This is a genomic window from Achromobacter sp. SIMBA_011, assembly GCF_046535435.1.
In the GTDB taxonomy this organism is placed as follows: Bacteria; Pseudomonadota; Gammaproteobacteria; order Burkholderiales; family Burkholderiaceae_B; genus Achromobacter; species Achromobacter dolens.
In genome coordinates this window covers 155,939-173,207 of the sequence record NZ_JAWRWN010000001.1, presented here as the reverse complement: position 1 = coordinate 173,207, position 17,269 = coordinate 155,939, and the positions used below count along the sequence as shown (strand labels likewise).

Sequence of the window (17,269 nt, the reverse complement as noted above, 5' to 3'; positions counted from 1 at the left end):
ATTTACTTGTAGGAACGCAGTATGCGGTCGGCTTCGCGCTGGGCGTCGGTCAGCGCCTGCTGCGGCGTCTTCGACCCCGTCAGCGCCGCCTGCAGGGCGTCGTTCAGGGTCTTGGTGACGCGCTGGTTCTCGTGGGTCGAGAATTCGGCCACGCTCACCTGCAACTGGTCGCGCGCCACGGCGGCGGCCGGCACTTCCTGCGCGTACTTCTTCATCTTCTCGGTCTGCCAGGCGGCCGGCGTCACGGCCACGTAGCCAGTGGCGATGCTCCAGTCGGCGGCGCGCTCGGGCGTGGTGGCCCACTGCGCGAACTTGAGCGCGGCCTGCTGTTGTTCAGGCGTGCCGCTCTTGAAGATGTAGAAGTTGCCGCCGCCGGTCGGGCTGCCGCCGCGCTTTTGCTGCGGCATCATCGCCACGCCGAACGGGAAGTCGGCGTTCTTGCGGATGTTGGTCAGGTTGCCGGTGGTGGTCCAGATGATGGCGGCCTTCTTTTCCAGGAAGTCCTTGGGCGTGGTGCCCCAGTCGATCGTGCCGGTGGGCATGACCTTGTGCTTGGCCGACAGGTCGCGCCAGAACTGCGCGGCCTCGACCACGGCGGGCTTGTCCAGGTAGACCTCGTTGCCGGCCTCGTTCATCAGGATCGCGCCGTTGGGCGTGGTCAGGGCCTGGAACAGCCAGTAGGCGAAGGCGCCGCCCGACGGGATCTCGATGCCCCACTGGGTGGTGTTGCCGCTGGCGTCCTGCTTGGTCAGCTTCTTGCCGTATTCGACCAGCTCGGCCCAGGTGGCGGGCGCGCGCTCGGGATCCAGGCCGGCGGCCTTGAACAGATCCTTGTTGTAGTACATCACGATGGTCGAGCGCTGGAACGGCACGCCCCAGGTGTGGCCGCCCGTGCGGCTGTTCTGCATGAAGGCGTCGTAGAAGCCGCCCAGCCACTTCTTGTCGGCGTCGCTTTTGGCCAGGCCGTCGATCGGCACGATGGCGTCTTCGTCGATCAGCGTGAACATGTCGGTCGACAGCAGCACGGCCAGTTGCGGCGGCGTGCCGCCCTTCAGGGCGGTCAGCGCCTTGGCGATCGAGTCCTGGTACGAGCCGGCGTAGATCGGCTTGATCTTGATGCCGGGGTTTTCCTTCTCGAAGTCCGTCACCATGTCATCGACGATCTTGGTGATCGGGCCGCCGACGGCGACCGGGTAATAGAACTCCACTTCGACGGGCTTTTGCTGCGCCCGCGCGGGCAGCGACAGGCAGGCGGCGGCAAGGCTGGCGGCCAGGGTCTTGAGTACGATGCGTCGCATGATTGCGTTTCCTTTCCTGTGGATTGGGCGTCTTCAGCGCCCGACGGTGTCGATGACCGCCGAGTCGGCGGCAAAGAAATGCTGTTGTTCGGCCGGCCACGACAGGCGCAGCGCCTCGCCGGCGCGGGCCCGCAGGTGCCCACCCACGCGCACCGCCACGCCGCCGCTGTCGCCGATGCGGCAGACCACGATGGAATCGGCGCCGAAGTACTCCACGCTTTCCACGGTGGCGGCGATGCCTTCGTTGTCGATGCGGATGTGCTCGGGCCGCACGCCCAGCTTGGCGGCGCCTTCCGGCGCACCGGCGATGGCCGGACCCTGGGTGCCGGCGATCACGGTGGCGCCCTGGAGCGGCATCAGGTTGATCAGGTTCATGGGCGGCGTGCCGATGAAGCGCGCCGCGAATTCGCTGGCCGGACGGGCGTACAGGCCGTCCGGCGTGTCGTGCTGTTCGATCTGGCCGCCGCGCAGCAGCACCACCTGGTCGGCCATGCTCATGGCCTCGGTCTGGTCGTGCGTGACGTACACCATGGTGATGCCCAGGTCCTGCTGCAAGGCGCGGATCTCGCGCCGCATCTCGTGGCGAAGCTGCGCGTCCAGGTTGGACAGCGGCTCGTCCATCAGGCACACCGGCGCTTCGGAAATCACCGCGCGTCCCAGCGCCACACGCTGCTGCTGGCCGCCCGACAGTTGCGACGGTTTGCGGTCCAGCAGATGGCCCAGGCCCAGCAGCGAAGCCACGCGCTGCAGGCGGCGGTCGTAGTCGCGCGCCGGCTCCTTGCGCACCTTCAGGCCGAACAGGATGTTCTCGCGCACCGACAGGTGCGGAAACAGCGCGTACGACTGGAACACCATGGAAATGCGGCGCTTGGCGGGCGGCAAGTGGGTGACGTCGCGGTCGCCGATGCGGATGGTGCCGGACGTGGGCGTGTCGAGCCCGGCGATCATGCGCAGGGTGGTCGACTTGCCGCAGCCCGACGGGCCCAGCAGCACGGTGAAGCTGCCGGCCGGCACGGTGAAGCTGACGCCGTGGATCGCGGCCGCGCCGCCGTATTGCTTGGTGAGGTTATCCAGAACGATGGATGACATGCTGTCTCTTGGATCTAGTTTTCTGATCCGTCTGCGGCGCGTGCGATGAAAACCTTTTCATTGTGCAGCGCAAACATGACGGAGATATGGCAGGGCTTAGTGTTTGTAATCGAGATCGGGGGCTCAGGCGAAGGGATATGGCCCGGGGTATTCCCCAATCACGGCGTGGTGGGTGACCAGCGCGCCATCGTGCCACCAGTGCAACTGGTAGCCCGGCGGCTCCATGATGTATTGCAGCGTCGGTCGGGGCCCCAGCTCCAGCGCCAACTGGTGCGCGGTGCCCGGACAGGTCGAGGCGATGGTGCCGCCGAAGCGGCGGAAGATGGTGCGGTGCAGGTGGCCGCACAGCACGCGCTCGACGCGCGGATAGCGCGCCACGATGCGTTCGAGTGCCGGGCCCCCGGCCAGCAGGCCGATGTCGTCCATGTGCTCGATGCCGGTCTGGAATGGGGGGTGATGCATCAGCACCAGCGTCGGCCGGTCGGGTTGTTCGGCCAGCCGCGCGGCCAGCCAGCCCAGGCGTTCGTCGCACAGCTCGCCGTGGCTTTTCATCGGCACCACCGTGTCCAGCGCCAGCAGGCGCAGCGGATACGTTTCCACCGCGTACTGGATGAACGGTCCCTGGCCTTGCAGGTAGCCGTGGTCGGGGAAGGCGGCGCGCAATTGCGCGCGGTCATCGTGGTTGCCGGGCAGCAGGAAATAGGGGATTTCAAGCGCCTGCAACTGCTCGCGCAGTGCCTGGTATTCATGCGGACGGCCCAGGTCCGTCAGGTCGCCCGTGATCAGCACGCAGTCGGGCCGCGGCGTCAGCGCGTTGAGCGCGCGCACAGCGGGGCCCAGGAAGGCGGCAGGGTCGATGATGCCGTAGGCCTTGTCGCCCGGGGTGCGCATATGCAGGTCGGTAATCTGTGCGATGAGCATGACGCGTGTCTCGATCGTTATTTTTGTGGATGAAGTTCAGCGGCGCACCGGCGCCGCGGTGCCGCCGACCACGATGCAGTGCGGCAGGCGATTGGATTGGGGCGGCTGGCCGTGGATCTGCGCCAGCAGGTTGGAGCAGGCGGCCTGGCCGATGCCGTCGCTGGGTTGCGCCACCGTGGTCAGCGGCGGCGTCAGCAAGGCGCCGAAGCGCATGCCGTCGAAGCCGCAGACGGAAATATCGGACGGAACCGACAGACCCAACGCCACCAGATCGGCAATCACCGCGGTGGCCAGCAGGTCGTTGGAGCAGAACAGCGCCGTCGGCGCCTGCTTGCCGCGCAATGCGGACTTGAGCGCCTCGGCATCGCTGCCGGTGTGCGAACCCATGGCGATGTGCTGGATCGGTTCCAGTCCCAGCTTCTTGGCGCAGGCGCGCGCGCCCGACAGGCGGCGGCGGGCACGATCGGAGGCCGTCAGCGGGCCGGTCACGATGGCGATGCGGCGATGTCCCAGTGCCGCCAGGTGCGACACCATGTCGATGGCGGCCGCGCGATTGTCGACCGAGGCATAGGGGTGGTCGGTGGATTCGTTGTAGACCAGCACGTAGGGCATGCCGGCGCTGTCCAGGTCGTCCAGCGTGGCGCTGCGGGCCGCGTCGGCCACCGTCAGGATCAGGCCGTCGACCTGGTGGTCGATCAGGCCCTGGACCGCGGCCGATTCCACCGCCGGGTCATAGCCGGTGGCGGTCAGCATCACGCTGTAGCCGGACTCGCGGGCGCGCCGTTCGGCGCCCTCGAAGCACTCGGCGAATACCGGATTGGACAGCGTCGGCAGAATCAATCCGATCGTGCGGGTGCTGCCCGAACGCAGGCTGCGGCCGACGCGATTGGGCCGGAAGCCCGCGCGCTTGGCGATGGCGCGGATGTGCGCCAGCGTATCCGGATGAACGATTTCGGGCTGGTTGAACGCGCGCGAAACCGTGGCGGGGGAAACCCCCGCCTTGCGGGCCACTTCGATGATGGAAAAGCGGGGCGATGCGCGCGACGCCATGGCTACATTGCTGCCGGTTTGCTGAAAACGTTTTCATCTTACAAGACAAATATGACCTTTGTGTTGCACCCGTTTGCGCTATGCTGATAACAACGCAACAACATAAGGCCAAGGCGCGGCGTGCCTCGAAATCCCTGTGAAAACCTGGTTTTTTCAGTGGTTTTCCCAATTGACGCGGCGCGCACAATGGCTGGGTTTGTCATGACGGGCGCGCATCATGCTGCGTGCCGTATCGGGACAAACCCCAGGGTCAAGGGGACCGGGTGCGGAAGTCAGTACCGCGCATATCGCGCGGCACCGGGATAGAGGAAAGGATCATGTCTACTGCCTTAAACAGACTTGGCGCGCTTGAAGCGGCGCGCAAGCTGCAACGGCGCGAATTGACCGCGGTGCAATTGGTGCGAGCCTGCTTTGCGCGCATCGAGCAACGCGAAAACACCATCCATGCCTGGACGGCGCTGCAGAAGCAGGCTGCCCTGGATCACGCGGAAGCCCTGGATCGCAGCCCCCTGCGCGGCCCGCTGCATGGCCTGCCGATCGGCGTCAAGGACCTGTTCGACACCGTCGACTTGCCCACCCGCTACGGGTCTCCCATCTACGAGCGCCATCATCCCGGGCTGGACGCGGCCGCCGTGGCGCTGTGCCGCCATGCCGGCGCCATCGTGATCGGCAAGACCGTCACCACCGAATTCGCCACCTACCAGGCCGGCCCGACACGCAATCCGCGCAACGAGGCCTACACGCCCGGCGGCTCCTCCAGCGGCTCGGCCGCGGCGGTGGCCGACGACATGGTGCCGTTCGCGCTGGGCTCGCAGACCGCGGGTTCCATCATCCGCCCCGCTTCGTATTGCGGCATCGTCGGCTACAAGCCCACGTTCGGCGCGATCCCTCGCGCCGGCGTGAAGAGCCTGGCCGAATCGCTCGACACCGTGGGCGGCTTTGCCCGCTCGGTGCCGGATGTGGCCCTGTTCGCTTCGGTCCTGATGCGCGATCCGCGCCTGCTGAACCTGAGCTACGACGCCAAGCCGCGCATCGGCATGTACCGCAGCCTGCAATGGCGCCACGCCCAGTCGGAAACCAAGGAAGCCTTCGCCCAGGCCGCCGCCACGCTGTCGCGCGCCGGCGCCCATGTCGAAGAGGTGCCGCTGCCGCCCGAGCATTGCATGCTGGTGCAACTGCACGCGGACATCATGGCGTTCGAATCTTCACAGTCGCTGGCCTACGAACGGCTGGAACACGCCGCGCAGCTCAGCCCCAAGATCCAGGCGATTCTCGAGGCCGGCGCGCAGATCTCCGCCGAGGAGCACATCAAGAATCTGGCGCGCGCCGCGGAATCGCGCGCGCGGGTGGACGGCTGGTTCGACAAGTACGACGTGCTGCTGGCGCCCGCGGCCAGCGGCGAGGCGCCGTTCGCCGACCTCGGCACGGGCGATCCGCAGTTCTCGCGCGCCTGGACCCTGTTCGGCCTGCCGTGCCTGAACCTGCCGTTCGCGACCGGCCCGCAGGGCCTGCCGGTGGGCCTGCAACTGATCGGCAAACGCTACGACGACCACCGCACCGTGGCGATCGCCGCCTGGGTCCACGAGCGGCTGCTGGCCGCGCGCGAGCCCGACATCGGCGCCTCCGACATGTGGCCGCGCGGTTGACCCGACCCGCTGCGCCTGTGGTGGCGCGGTCGAATGCGTCGCGCAAAAGAAGAAAGCCCGCCGGATAAAGGCGGGCTTTGTTTGTGCGGCGCGGCTTCACCGTAAGAAGCGCGCGGGGGACGCGGCGGCGGTAACCGCCACGTCCGCGGCCTGGCGGCGGATCACGCGGCCTCGGCGGCTTCCTGTTCGGTGGTGACGGCGCCGGCGTTGATGTGGCGGTTCACCGCGCTCAGCACGGCCTGGAACGAGGCCGTCACGATGTCGCGGTCGATGCCCACGCCGAAGCCCGTGCTCGAATCGCCCACGCGCAGTTCCACGTAGGAGGCGGCGCGGGTGTCGGTGCCGGTGCCGATGGCGTGCTCGTGGTAGTCCATGATGCGCACGGGCACGTCCAGCGCGGCCACGAAGGCCGAAATGGCGCCATCGCCCTTGCCCGTCACGATGCGGCGTTCGCCGTTGTACTCGAGCTCGGCCTCGATGCTGAAGTGCTGGCCTTCGCCGGCGGCCGGATTGCCGTCGATGCGGTGACGCACCAGTTTCCACGGGGCCTTCTGCTCCAGGTACTCGCGGTTGAAGATGGTGTGCACGTCGTCGGCGGTGACTTCGCGGCCGGTTTCGTCGGTGACGCGCTGGATGGCGCGGCTGAATTCGATCTGCAGGCGGCGCGGCAACACCAGGCCGTGTTCCTGTTCGAGCAGGTAGGACACGCCGCCCTTGCCCGACTGGCTGTTGACGCGGATCACGGCGTCGTAGCTGCGGCCGAGGTCGGCCGGGTCGATCGGCAGGTACGGCACTTCCCACACGGCGTCGGGCTGTTGCTGCGCGAAGCCCTTCTTGATGGCGTCCTGGTGCGAACCGGAGAAGGCCGTGAAGACCAGGTCGCCGGCATACGGGTGGCGCGGGTGCACGGGCAACTGGTTGCAGTACTCGGCGCAGCGGCGCACTTCGTCGATGTCCGAGAAGTCCAGGCCCGGGTGCACGCCCTGGGTGTAGAGGTTCAGGGCCAGCGTGACCAGGTCGACGTTGCCGGTGCGCTCGCCGCTGCCGAACAGGCAGCCTTCGATGCGGTCGGCGCCTGCCATCACGGCGAATTCGGCGGCGGCCACGGCGGTGCCGCGGTCATTGTGCGGATGCACGCTCAGCACGATGCTGTCGCGGCGCGCCAGGTTCTTGTGCATCCACTCGATCTGGTCTGCGTACATGTTCGGCGTGGTGGCTTCGATGGTGGCGGGCAGGTTCAGCACCATCTTGCAGTCCGGCGTGGGCTCCCATACGTCGGCCACGGCGTTCGAGACTTCCAGCGCGAATTCGGGTTCGGTCGTGCTGAAGACTTCGGGCGAGTACTGGTAGCGCCACTTGGTTTCCGGGTGCTTGGCCATGTACTGCTTGACCAGGCGCGTGCCGGTCGTGGCGATGTTCTTGATCTCGTCCTTGGTCATGTTGAAGACGACCTTGCGGAACGCCGGGGCGCAGGCGTTGTACAGGTGGACGATGGCCTGCTTGGCGCCGGCGGCCGATTCCACCGTGCGGCTGATCAGGTCCTCACGCGACTGCGTCAGCACGATGATGGTGACGTCGTCGGGGATGCGCTTTTCGTCGATGAGTTTGCGCACGAAATCGAAGTCGGTCTGCGAGGCCGACGGGAAACCCACTTCGATTTCCTTGAAGCCGATCTTGACCAGTTGCTCGAAGAAGCGGAGCTTGCGCTCGACGCTCATCGGCTCGATCAGGGCCTGGTTGCCGTCGCGCAGGTCGGTGCTCATCCAGATCGGCGGCTGCGTGATGCGGCGGCTGGGCCAGGTGCGCTCGGAAAAGTCGCGAGCGAACGGCGTGAAGGGGACGTATTTGGCGGCGGGGTTGGCAAGCATCATCACTACACCTCGATCGGTTTCTTGTGAATCCCGGGATCGGTTTCCTCGGCCGGCATGCGGCCGGATGGCGGCCTGATGCCAGGGTTGGCCGCATTCGCGCGGCGCAAGATTCAGTTTTGAAAAAGGGAATTCGCGTGTGGCAAGCGTGGCTGCCGAGCTACCACGGGGACACTAGGCCCGGCAACCGATCGGTAGGTATAGCGATAGCGCGATGAAGGCGGTACGAGCGCGCAGGCCGGCAACCGGAGCGGCGGAGCGTCCGGTGGCAATCGCGAGGGAGGTGCGGTAAGCGGCCATAGGTTGCTAGTCAAACATACTTTTGCGGACAGCGCAATCGGGAAGGCGATAAAAAAGCCGGGGACGATCCGTCCCCGGCTGGCGTCACACGCGTTATTGCGTCTGCATGTGGCCGTTCTTGACCACCTGGCCCAGGCGCTCGCGCTCGCTCTTGGCGAACTCGACGAAGCTGGCGCGCGAACCGCCGCCCGGCTCGATGCTGCTCTGGCGCAGCGCGTCCTGCACTTCCTTGGTCTGCAGCGATTTCTCGACGGCCGCGTTCATCTTGTCGAGCACGTCGGCGGGCGTGCCGGCGGGCGCGTACAGGCCGGCCCAGTGGCCGATGCGGATGGCGGGGAAACCCAGCTCTGCGGTGGTGGGGATGTCGGGCGCGCTCGCCATGCGCTTGTCCCAGGTGGTGGCCAGGGCCTTGAGCTTGCCGCTCTGCACCAGCGGCAGCGTGACGATGCTGGCTTCCGAGGTGGCGTCGACCTGCTTGCCGATCACCGCGGTCACGCCTTCCGAGCCGCTCTTGTAGGCGATCGGCTCGACCGGCAGGCCGGTGGCTTCCTTGACCATCTCGGCCACGAAATGCGGCGTGCTGCCGTTGCCGGCGGTCGAGAACGTGATACGGTCGGTCTTGGCCTGCTTGGCGCGTTCGACGAAGTCCTTCAGGTCCTTGGCGGGGTTCGACGGGTTGGCCACGATCACCGACGGCGTGATCGACAGCAGCGCGACGGGGGTCAGTTCTTCGTCCTTGTAGGGCTGGTCCGAGCGGATCAGGCTGTTGGTGACGGTGCCGTTGCTGCCCACCAGGTAGGTGTAGCCGTCGGCCGCGCTGCGCGCGACGTGCGCGGCGCCGACCACGCCGCCGGCGCCGGGACGGTTTTCGACGATGACGGGCTGGTTCAGGGTCGTGCCCACCGCCTTGGCGATGATGCGGGCGACCAGGTCGTTGGCGCCGCCGGCGCTGAAGGGCGCGACGAACGTGATGGGCTTGTCGGGCCAGGCGGCGGATGCCGGGGCGGCGACGAAGGCGGCCGAGCAGGCCAGCAGAAGGCCGGCGGCATACCGGACGGGGGTACGGAACATGTAAAGCAACTCCAGGGGCTGGCCGCGCATCCGACTGGTCTCTGCAATCGGCTTGGTCTGGTTTTAAAGGTGCGCGGCCGCGGTTGCGCGAGCCTGGAGGGCCAGTATAGGGGAGCCCGGCTGGCAGGGGACTGAAACAACCAGGCCGCCTCGCGGCGGCCTGGATCATCGGTCGGATGGCGGTGCGCGCCGGTTCAGCGGGCCGGGCCGCCGATGCGCGGCTCGATGTAGCGGGGTTCGCGGCTGTCGCGGGCATCGCGGCGGTCGTCGTTACGGCGGCCGTCATCGCGATCGTCGCGCGACGGCTTGGCGGCCGCGCCGTCGAGAATGTCGGTCTGTTCGGCCACCATGGCGATCTTGCCGATGCGGTTGTGGCGGATTTCCGACAGCGAGCGGTGCAGGTCGCCGACGGTGAAGGGTTCCTCGCGGGTGCCCCACGTCCAGCGCAGTACGCCCAGCGACTCCTGCGAGAGCTGTGGCGCCAGGTCGGCCAGCACGCCCGTGCTCACGGGGGTGGCGCGGCCGGAAGCCAGGCTGGCCGACAGCCAGGCGCGCAGGATGAAGAAGACGATCAGGGTCCAGATGCCGGCGACGACCCACCAGATGTATGGATTGACCTTCTGCACCATGTCCATGGTGGGTTGGCCCAGTGAATGCAGGAATTCGTAGTTGATGCGCTTGCCGAAATCCAGGATCCAGGAGGCGGCGAGATACCAGACGATCACGGCAACGGCGATCACGATCGCGCGCACGAGAAGTCGGGGAAGCGCCAGTTTGAGCAGGGTCTGGCCGATAAGTCGGCAATCCTGGCGAACGCGTGCGGGCGAAGTCTGATTCATCATGCAAAATATTGTACCTATGACCCGTCCTATTTTAGAACTGCGGCCCGGCCAGCATCTGACGCTGACCCCTCAACTGCAGCAATCCATCCGGTTGCTGCAGCTGTCCACGCTCGACCTCGAGGCGGAAATCTCGCAGGTGCTCGCCGATAATCCGTTGCTGGAACGCGACGATGAACCCTCATCGGCCGAAACGCAGGCCGAATCCGAGCGTGAATCTTCGGTGCAGGACGACGAGCCCGCGCCCGAACGCGACACGCCGGTGGAAGAAATGCCGGGTTCGGGTGGGGTCTACCCCGATGACGATTCCAGCCTGCCCGAGGCCGCCCGGCCCGATACCCTGCGCGAACACCTGCTGGGCCAACTGGTGCTGACGCGCGCGGCGCCGCGCGATGCCGCGCTGGCCGCGTTGCTGATCGACGAATTGGACGAGAACGGCTATCTGGGCTCGCCGCTGGAGGAAATCCTGGGCTGGCTGCCCGCCGAGATGGAGCCGGACCTGGATGAACTGCGCGCGGCGCTGTCGCTGCTGCAGTCGTTCGATCCGCCCGGCATCGGCGCCCGCGACATGTCCGACTGCCTCTTGTTGCAACTGCGCAACCCGGACCTGACGCGGCTGCCGGAGGCCGCCGACCCGAAGGCGCTGGCTTGCGCCCGTCTCATCTGCGCCCAGCATCTGGCGTTGCTGGCCACCGGCAACAATGCCCGCCTGTGCGCGGCGGTCGGTTGCGACGAGGCGACCCTGCGCGTCGCCCACGCCCTGATCCTGCGGCTTGAGCCGCGGCCCGGCCGCGCCTGGACGGTGCCGGCGGCCGATTACGCCGTGCCCGACGTGATCGTGCGCAAGACCCGTCGCGGCTGGCAGGTGACGCTGAACAGCGCCGCCGTGCCGCGCCTGCAGATCAACGGTTTGTACGCGCAGATGTTGGGCAACCAGAAGGAATCGGCCCACGCCGGCCTGCAGGCGCAACTGCAGCAGGCCAAGTGGATGATCCGCAACGTCGAACAGCGCTTCGACACGATCCTGCGGGTGGCCCAGGCCATCGTGGACCGTCAGACCGCCTTCTTCAGCCAGGGGCCGGCGGCCATGCGGCCGCTCATCCTGAAGGACATCGCGGGCGAACTGGGCCTGCACGAATCCACGATTTCGCGCGCCACGACACAGAAGTACATGCTCACTCCGTTTGGCACGCTGGAGCTCAAGCGCTTCTTCGGGGCAGGGGTGTCGACCGACGGCGGCGACGCCACTTCGGCCACGGCGGTGCAGACCTTCATCCGCCAGATGGTGGCCGAGGAGAACCGCGCAAAGCCGTTGTCGGACAGCCAGATCATGGAAAAGCTGGCCGACCAGGGCATCGTCATCGCCCGTCGTACGGTCGCGAAATACCGCGAAGCGCTGCGGATCGCGCCGGCCGCGCTGCGCAAAGCGCAGGCCGCGGCGCGATGAAATAAGGGACGTTTCAGCGGAAAAACGTCCCTTATTTCAATGGGTTAGGCGGCCGCATGGTTGCAAATTATTTACGCTGAGTACTTGCCATTGCAGGAATAAATCTCGATAATTATTCTCATGTACATTTGCGTATGTAATGCCATCACCGAACGCCAAGTCCGCGCCAGCGTGGACGCGGGCGCGACGTCGCTTTCCGACCTGCAGTTCGAGCTGGGCGTGGCCACGTGCTGCGGCTGCTGCGCGGCCACCGCCGCCGAATACCTGCCGGGCGGCCGCTGCTCCAGCGTGTGCGATGTGCGCTCGATCGCCGTTCCGGTCAACCCGCCGGCCACCATGGCCGAGCCGGGCGCGTCCGCGGCGAACAGCAGCTATCCGGTCATCCAGGTCGCCGTCGCCTGAGCGGCGTCGCCACCTGCCACGGCTTGCAGGCCCAGCCCTGCAAGCCGTTGTGTTTCCGTTTCACAAAAATCCCTGATCATCCCCGCCAACTGGCGCACCGGCTCGCGCGCCGGCTCCGACAGGCATAGCGCCAGTTCGGACGGCGGCACCGGCGGCAGCATGTCGTCGACCAGCCGATGGCCGGCGGCGATGCAGCGGCGTTCCAGCAAGGCCACCCCCAATCCTCCCGCCAGCGCGGCCTGGATTCCCATCAGGTTGGGACTTTCGTAAGCGATGCGCCAGCGCCGTCCGGCGCGTTCCAGTGCGTGGATGGCGCGGTTGCGGTAGATGCAGCCCTGTGGGAAAGCCACCAGCGGCACCGGTTCGGTGCTGGCGGGCAGCGCATGCGAGCCGGCGATCCAGTGCAGGTGTTCCGGCCAGGTCGTCAGCGCCGGACCGGCGCCGGGTTCGCGCTTGAGCAACGCCAGATCGAGGTCGCCGCGTTCCAGGCCGCGCGTCAGGGCCACGGTCAGGTCGCAGCGCACCGACAGCCTGACCGCCGGCCGGGCGCGGGCGAACTGCGCCACGATGGCCGTCAGCGTGTCCGCCGCGAAATCGTCGGGGATGCCCAGCCGGATCACCTCCACCCGCTTGCGGCCGCTGACCGCTTCGCGCACCTCGGTGGACAGTGCCAGCATGCGGCGCGCGTAGCCCAGCAGGCGTTCGCCGTCCTCGGTCAGGTGGACCTGGCGGCCTTCGCGCACGAACAGCGTGCATTCGAGGGTCTCCTCGAGTTTGCGGATCTGCTGGCTCACGGTGGACTGGCTGCGATGCACCCGTTCGCCGGCGCGGGTGAAGCCGCCCGCGTCGACGACGGAGACGAAGCTGTGCAATAGATCGAGATCGAGCATGAGAGGCGCCTTTACATCGATTTTTCAAATACTTTTGATCCAAATAAAGCGTTTGTCAATGGATAGGGCCGCGCCCAGAATGGGCTCATCTTCCTTTGCCCGGACCTGCTGCCATGAAGGCGTCATCGACTTTGCCCGCCACCGCCCTGCCCGCCGACGCGCCGATGGGGGTGGCCTGGGCGCCCATCGCGGCATTCTGTTTCCTGTGGAGCTCGGCGTTCGCGGCGGCCAAGATCGCGGTGCGCGACTGTCCGCCGCTGACCCTGCTGACCCTCCGCTTCCTGATCGCCGGGGCCCTGATGCTGGGCGTGGCGGCGGCCAGCGGCCGGTGGTCGCGGCCCGGCGCCCGCGACCTGGCGGCGCTGGTGCTGCTGGGGGTCTTGAACAACGCGGCCTACCTGGGCCTGAGCTGGAGCGGCATGACGACCGTGTCGTCCGCGTTCACGGCGGTGCTGATCAGCACCAATCCGCTGCTGATCGGGGTGCTGGCCGGGCCCGTGCTGGGCGAGCGGCTGGGCTGGCGCAAGATGCTCGGGCTGTGCCTGGGCCTGGCGGGCGTGGCGCTGGTGCTGCGCTCGCGGCTGTCGGGCATGCAGGAGGATCTGCATGGCACCCTGCTGGTGACGGGCGGCCTGGTGGCGCTGGTGGCGGGCACGCTGCTCTACAAGCGCCTCAAGCCGTCGACGGGACTGTGGATGGCGACCGGCATCCAGTCGCTGGCCGGTGCGGTGGCGCTGATGCCGGTGGCGCTGCTGCACGAGAGCCTCGGCGACGCGCGCATGACGGCCAGCCTGTTCTGGAGCATGGCCTACATGATCGTGGCGGTGTCCATCGGCGGTTATTACCTGTGGTTCATGATCCTCGGACGCGCCAGCGCCACCGCGGCCAGCGCGCTGCATTTCCTGATGCCGCCGCTGGGCTTGTTGTTCGGCTGGGTGGTATTGCGCGAGTCGGTGTCGTGGCTCGACCTGCTGGGCATCGTGCCGATCGCATTCGGCATCTGGCTGGCGACGCGGCGCGCCGCCTAGACGCGGGCAGCGCGCGCGTCAAGCTGGCCGAGGCTGGGGCGTGCGCGTGGCGCGGGACCCCGCGCAGCGCGCCAGGGTTGGGTTTGCACAACGTGGCGTGCGTTCGGAACGGTCTGATAGATTCATGGCGTCATCACGCCATTCACGCGGTGCGGCGCGCCTGAAATGCCGCGCCAAATGGGTCGCCCGTTTCCGCGCAGGCCGCGAAACCGCGATGCGCTGCCTGCACGGCATCACGCATGCATACTCATTCTCATTCGTCTGTCGCTTTCTTGTAGCGCTCGTAAAGCGGTTTACCAAATGCGCGCCAAGGCTAGTCGCGGCCCCGCGGCCGATGTTAGTCTGCCGGGGTTGCGTACTCGCGGCATCGTGCGCTTCTTGTCGCGATGCAGTGCGCGTCGCGTCTGACTGCAAGGAGTCCATCATGAAAGGCGACAAAACCGTCATCCAGTTCCTGAACAAGCAACTGACCAACGAGCTGACGGCGATCAACCAATACTTCCTGCATGCGCGCATGTTGAACCACTGGGGTTTCGACAAGCTGGGCAAGCACGAGTACGAAGAATCCATCGGCGAAATGAAGCATGCGGATCGCCTGATCGCGCGCATCTTCATGCTCGACGGCCTGCCCAACCTGCAGGACCTGCACAAGCTGCTGATCGGCGAGGACGTGCCGGAATTGCTGGCCTGTGACCTGAAGCTGGAGCAAGGCGCCCAGGCCACCGTGAAGGAAGCCATCGCCTATTGCGAATCGGTGCGCGACTATGTTTCGCGCGACCTGTTCCAGGACATCCTGGACGATACCGAAGAGCACATCGACTATCTGGAAACCCAGATCGACCTGATCGACAAGGTTGGCCTGCAGAACTACCTGCAAAGCCAGATGTCCGTGCCCGACTGATGATCGGCCCAGCATGAAAATGGCGCCCCTCGGGGCGCCATTTTTTTGGGTGATCGCGGGTGGCGCGATCCGGACGATGCGGCTTATTGCGGCCGCGCCGGGCATTCGGCCATCGTGCCCCAGGCCCGGTTCGGACCGCAGTATTTGTTGCGGGCCGCCCACGAGCACGAGGGGCGCTCGAAGAAGCCCTGCGTGGCACAGTGGGCCAGTTCGCGCTTGAGCGCATCCTGCCAGCCGGGCGCGCCGGGGGCGGGCGACGAATTGGGCGGGGGCGGCGCCTGCACCATTTGCGTATTGCCATAGCCAGCCGCCTGCTGCCCCGGGGCCTGGCCCTGCCCGCCATTGACGGCGGTGCCGGTGCCCGGCGCCTGCAGGTCGAGCGTGCTGACGTCTGACGTGCCTTGCGGCAGCGGCACTTGCGAGGCGGCGGCGATTTCGCGGGCCTGGTCCTGGCTGATGCGCTCGCGCGAGATCTTCACGGCGGGATCGCTGACGGTGTCGAACAGCGAGACGGTATTGATGGCCCACTCGCGGTCGGCCGGCTTGTCCGGCACGCCGAGCGTGCCATCGATGCGCGGCTGCGGCGGCTGCGCCACGTAGGGGCGCCCGTTGGCATCGAGCACGGGCTGCTGCGACGCGGCCGCATCCTGGCCGGGCGCGGGCGCGGCCTGCGGCGCATGCGCCACCAGCCAGTCACCCAATTGAATACCGCCCCACGCCGACGCGCCAAGCGCCAGCAGGAGCGTTGCGAATAATAAACGCCAAGACATTGCTACCCTCAATCTGCCGTGCGGTACCCGAACGGGTCTACGCCTTGTCTCCGAAAACCTTGCCGCCGTGCTCGCGCATGGCGTGGAATTTCACATCCGGATACAGTTCCTCGGCCACGCGCAACTGCGCGGGGGAACTGATCAAAAACGCCGCCGCATCGACCACATCATAGGCGATATGGGCGGCATTGGCATCCATGAACTTGCGCAGCGCCTTGGGGTTATCAGAGGTAATCCAACGTGCCATTGTGTAGCGCGAAGGCATCATCCGGGCGTCCACGCCGTACTCGGTCTTGAGGCGGTGGGCCACCACTTCGAACTGAAGCTGTCCGACCGCGCCCAGCAGCAGCGAGCCGCCGGCGGCCTCGGGCCGGAACACCTGGATGGCCCCCTCTTCGCCCAACTGCGTCAGGCCGGTGCGCAACTGCTTGGTGCGCAGCGGGTCCTTCACTTCGACGGCCTGGAACAGTTCCGGCGCGAAGAACGGCAGGCCGGTGAATTGCAGCGTTTCGCCTTCGGTCAGCACGTCGCCCAGTTGCAGCACGCCGTGGTTGGGAATACCGATCACGTCGCCGGCATAGGCCTCGTCCAGCAGTTCGCGGCGTTGCGACAGGAACGACACCACGTTGTTGGGGCGCATTTCCTTGTTGGTGCGCGCGACCTTCAGGCGCATGCCGCGCTCGAAGCGGCCGGAGCTCACGCGCACGAAGGCGACGCGGTCGCGGTGAGCCGGATCCATGTTGGCCTGCACCTTGAACACGACGCCAGTGAACTTGGGTTCCTCGGGCTGCACTTCGCGTTGCAGCGCGACGCGCGGGCCGGGAGGCGGGGCCTGCTCGACCAGCGCGTCCAGTACTTCCTGCACGCCGAAGTTGTTGATGGCCGAGCCGAAGAACACCGGGGTCTGCTTGCCCGCCAGGAACTGGTCGCGGTCGAACGCGGGCGCGGCTTCATTGATCAGCTCGATCTCGCCGCTGGCCTGGTCGAAGGCCGAGCCGAAACGGCGCGCGATCTCGGGGTTGGTCAGGCCTTCGATGAAGTCGTCGTTGTCCGAACGGCGCTCCTGGCCGGGGCGGAACACGCGCATGCGGTCGCGGCGGATATCGAACACGCCGCCGAAGGCCTTGCCCATGCCCACCGGCCACGAGAACGGCACGGCGTCCATGCCCAGGTGGCCTTCGATTTCCGACAGCAGCTCGAGCGGTTCGCGCACTTCACGGTCCATCTTGTTGATGAACGTGATGATGGGCGTGTTGCGCGCGCGGCAGACCTGCAGCAGGCGGATGGTCTGCGGTTCGACGCCGTTGGCCGCGTCGATCACCATCAGCGCGGCGTCGACCGCCGTCAGCACGCGGTAGGTGTCTTCCGAGAAGTCCTGGTGGCCCGGGGTGTCGAGCAGGTTGATGACGCAGTCGCGGTATTCCATCTGCATCACCGACGAGGCCACCGAAATGCCGCGCTGCTTTTCGATTTCCATCCAGTCGGAGGACGCGTGGCGCGAGGCCTTGCGCGCCTTGACGCTGCCGGCGATCTGGATCGCGCCTGCGAACAGCAGCAGCTTTTCGGTCAGCGTGGTCTTGCCCGCGTCAGGGTGGGAAATGATGGCGAAGGTACGGCGCCGCGCTACTTCTTGTGGGATGTTCATGATCGGAGGATTCAACCTGACGCCGCGGCTTCAGCCCGGCGCGGTCCGGTATCGTGCATCGAAACAAGCGGGGCACGCGCCGTTGCCGGCGCATGCCCCGCGCG

The 17,269-nt window shown here is 66.8% G+C and carries 15 protein-coding genes; 5 read left to right on the top strand and 10 right to left on the bottom strand.

All coding sequences use genetic code 11. The features are described from left to right. Nucleotides 1-2: 2 nt before the first annotated feature. The 4 genes from SB816_RS00840 to SB816_RS00825 all read right to left on the bottom strand — a co-directional run bounded on the left by SB816_RS00840 (nt 3) and on the right by SB816_RS00825 (nt 4,358). Complete coding sequence (locus SB816_RS00840) at nt 3-1,298, bottom strand: ABC transporter substrate-binding protein (RefSeq protein WP_175143509.1); 1,296 nt, start codon at nt 1,296-1,298, stop codon at nt 3-5. Between the two features lie 33 nt (nt 1,299-1,331). After that, on the bottom strand, nt 1,332-2,387 hold the full coding sequence (locus SB816_RS00835) for an ABC transporter ATP-binding protein (RefSeq protein WP_064522603.1): 1,056 nt from the start codon (nt 2,385-2,387) through the stop codon (nt 1,332-1,334). A 123-nt stretch (nt 2,388-2,510) separates the two neighbouring features. Continuing rightward, a complete protein-coding gene (locus SB816_RS00830; RefSeq protein ID WP_054504380.1) occupies nt 2,511-3,308 on the bottom strand; it encodes a phosphodiesterase in 798 nt (265 codons plus the stop codon). 36 nt (nt 3,309-3,344) lie between these two features. Continuing rightward, a complete protein-coding gene (locus SB816_RS00825; protein ID WP_054419491.1) occupies nt 3,345-4,358 on the bottom strand; it encodes a LacI family DNA-binding transcriptional regulator in 1,014 nt (337 codons plus the stop codon). Between the two features lie 317 nt (nt 4,359-4,675). Between SB816_RS00825 and SB816_RS00820 the strand changes: the two genes are divergently transcribed. Continuing rightward, nucleotides 4,676-6,004, top strand: a complete 1,329-nt coding sequence (locus SB816_RS00820) for an amidase (protein ID WP_054504381.1) — start codon at nt 4,676-4,678, stop codon at nt 6,002-6,004. Between the two features lie 161 nt (nt 6,005-6,165). Here the strand turns inward: SB816_RS00820 and leuA are convergent, their stop codons facing one another. The 3 genes from leuA to SB816_RS00805 form a co-directional block, all read right to left on the bottom strand. Then, the gene (gene leuA / locus SB816_RS00815) at nt 6,166-7,875 is read right to left on the bottom strand and encodes a 2-isopropylmalate synthase (RefSeq protein ID WP_054504382.1); all 1,710 of its coding nucleotides are present in this window, start codon (nt 7,873-7,875) and stop codon (nt 6,166-6,168) included. Between the two features lie 390 nt (nt 7,876-8,265). After that, complete coding sequence (locus SB816_RS00810) at nt 8,266-9,243, bottom strand: tripartite tricarboxylate transporter substrate binding protein (protein ID WP_064522604.1); 978 nt, start codon at nt 9,241-9,243, stop codon at nt 8,266-8,268. Between the two features lie 194 nt (nt 9,244-9,437). Then, entirely contained in the window at nt 9,438-10,085 is a 648-nt protein-coding gene (locus SB816_RS00805) for a hypothetical protein (protein WP_054504383.1), read from the bottom strand. On the opposite strand from SB816_RS00805, the gene rpoN reads away from it, so the two are divergent. Together rpoN and SB816_RS00795 are read left to right on the top strand one after the other, a co-directional pair. Next, entirely contained in the window at nt 10,084-11,529 is a 1,446-nt protein-coding gene (gene rpoN, locus SB816_RS00800) for an RNA polymerase factor sigma-54 (protein ID WP_054504384.1), read from the top strand. The two genes, SB816_RS00805 and rpoN, sit on opposite strands and share 2 nt — an antisense overlap. A 120-nt stretch (nt 11,530-11,649) precedes the next feature. Further along, complete coding sequence (locus tag SB816_RS00795) at nt 11,650-11,931, top strand: bacterioferritin-associated ferredoxin (protein ID WP_049070497.1); 282 nt, start codon at nt 11,650-11,652, stop codon at nt 11,929-11,931. Here SB816_RS00795 and SB816_RS00790 read toward each other — a convergent pair. Next, nucleotides 11,901-12,821 carry a LysR substrate-binding domain-containing protein gene (locus SB816_RS00790; protein ID WP_064522601.1) on the bottom strand — a complete coding sequence of 307 codons (921 nt, stop codon included), beginning with the start codon at nt 12,819-12,821 and terminating at the stop codon, nt 11,901-11,903. The two genes, SB816_RS00795 and SB816_RS00790, sit on opposite strands and share 31 nt — an antisense overlap. Nucleotides 12,822-12,934: 113 nt before the next feature. Between SB816_RS00790 and SB816_RS00785 the strand changes: the two genes are divergently transcribed. Together SB816_RS00785 and bfr are read left to right on the top strand one after the other, a co-directional pair. After that, the gene (locus SB816_RS00785) at nt 12,935-13,849 is read left to right on the top strand and encodes a DMT family transporter (protein WP_054504386.1); all 915 of its coding nucleotides are present in this window, start codon (nt 12,935-12,937) and stop codon (nt 13,847-13,849) included. A 424-nt stretch (nt 13,850-14,273) separates the two neighbouring features. Then, nucleotides 14,274-14,750, top strand: a complete 477-nt coding sequence (bfr, locus tag SB816_RS00780) for a bacterioferritin (protein ID WP_006386993.1) — start codon at nt 14,274-14,276, stop codon at nt 14,748-14,750. A gap of 83 nt (nt 14,751-14,833) precedes the next feature. Here the strand turns inward: bfr and SB816_RS00775 are convergent, their stop codons facing one another. Further along, complete coding sequence (locus SB816_RS00775; RefSeq protein WP_006386994.1) at nt 14,834-15,520, bottom strand: hypothetical protein; 687 nt, start codon at nt 15,518-15,520, stop codon at nt 14,834-14,836. A gap of 37 nt (nt 15,521-15,557) precedes the next feature. Further along, the gene (locus SB816_RS00770; RefSeq protein WP_049070505.1) at nt 15,558-17,165 is read right to left on the bottom strand and encodes a peptide chain release factor 3; all 1,608 of its coding nucleotides are present in this window, start codon (nt 17,163-17,165) and stop codon (nt 15,558-15,560) included. Nucleotides 17,166-17,269 lie beyond the last annotated feature (104 nt).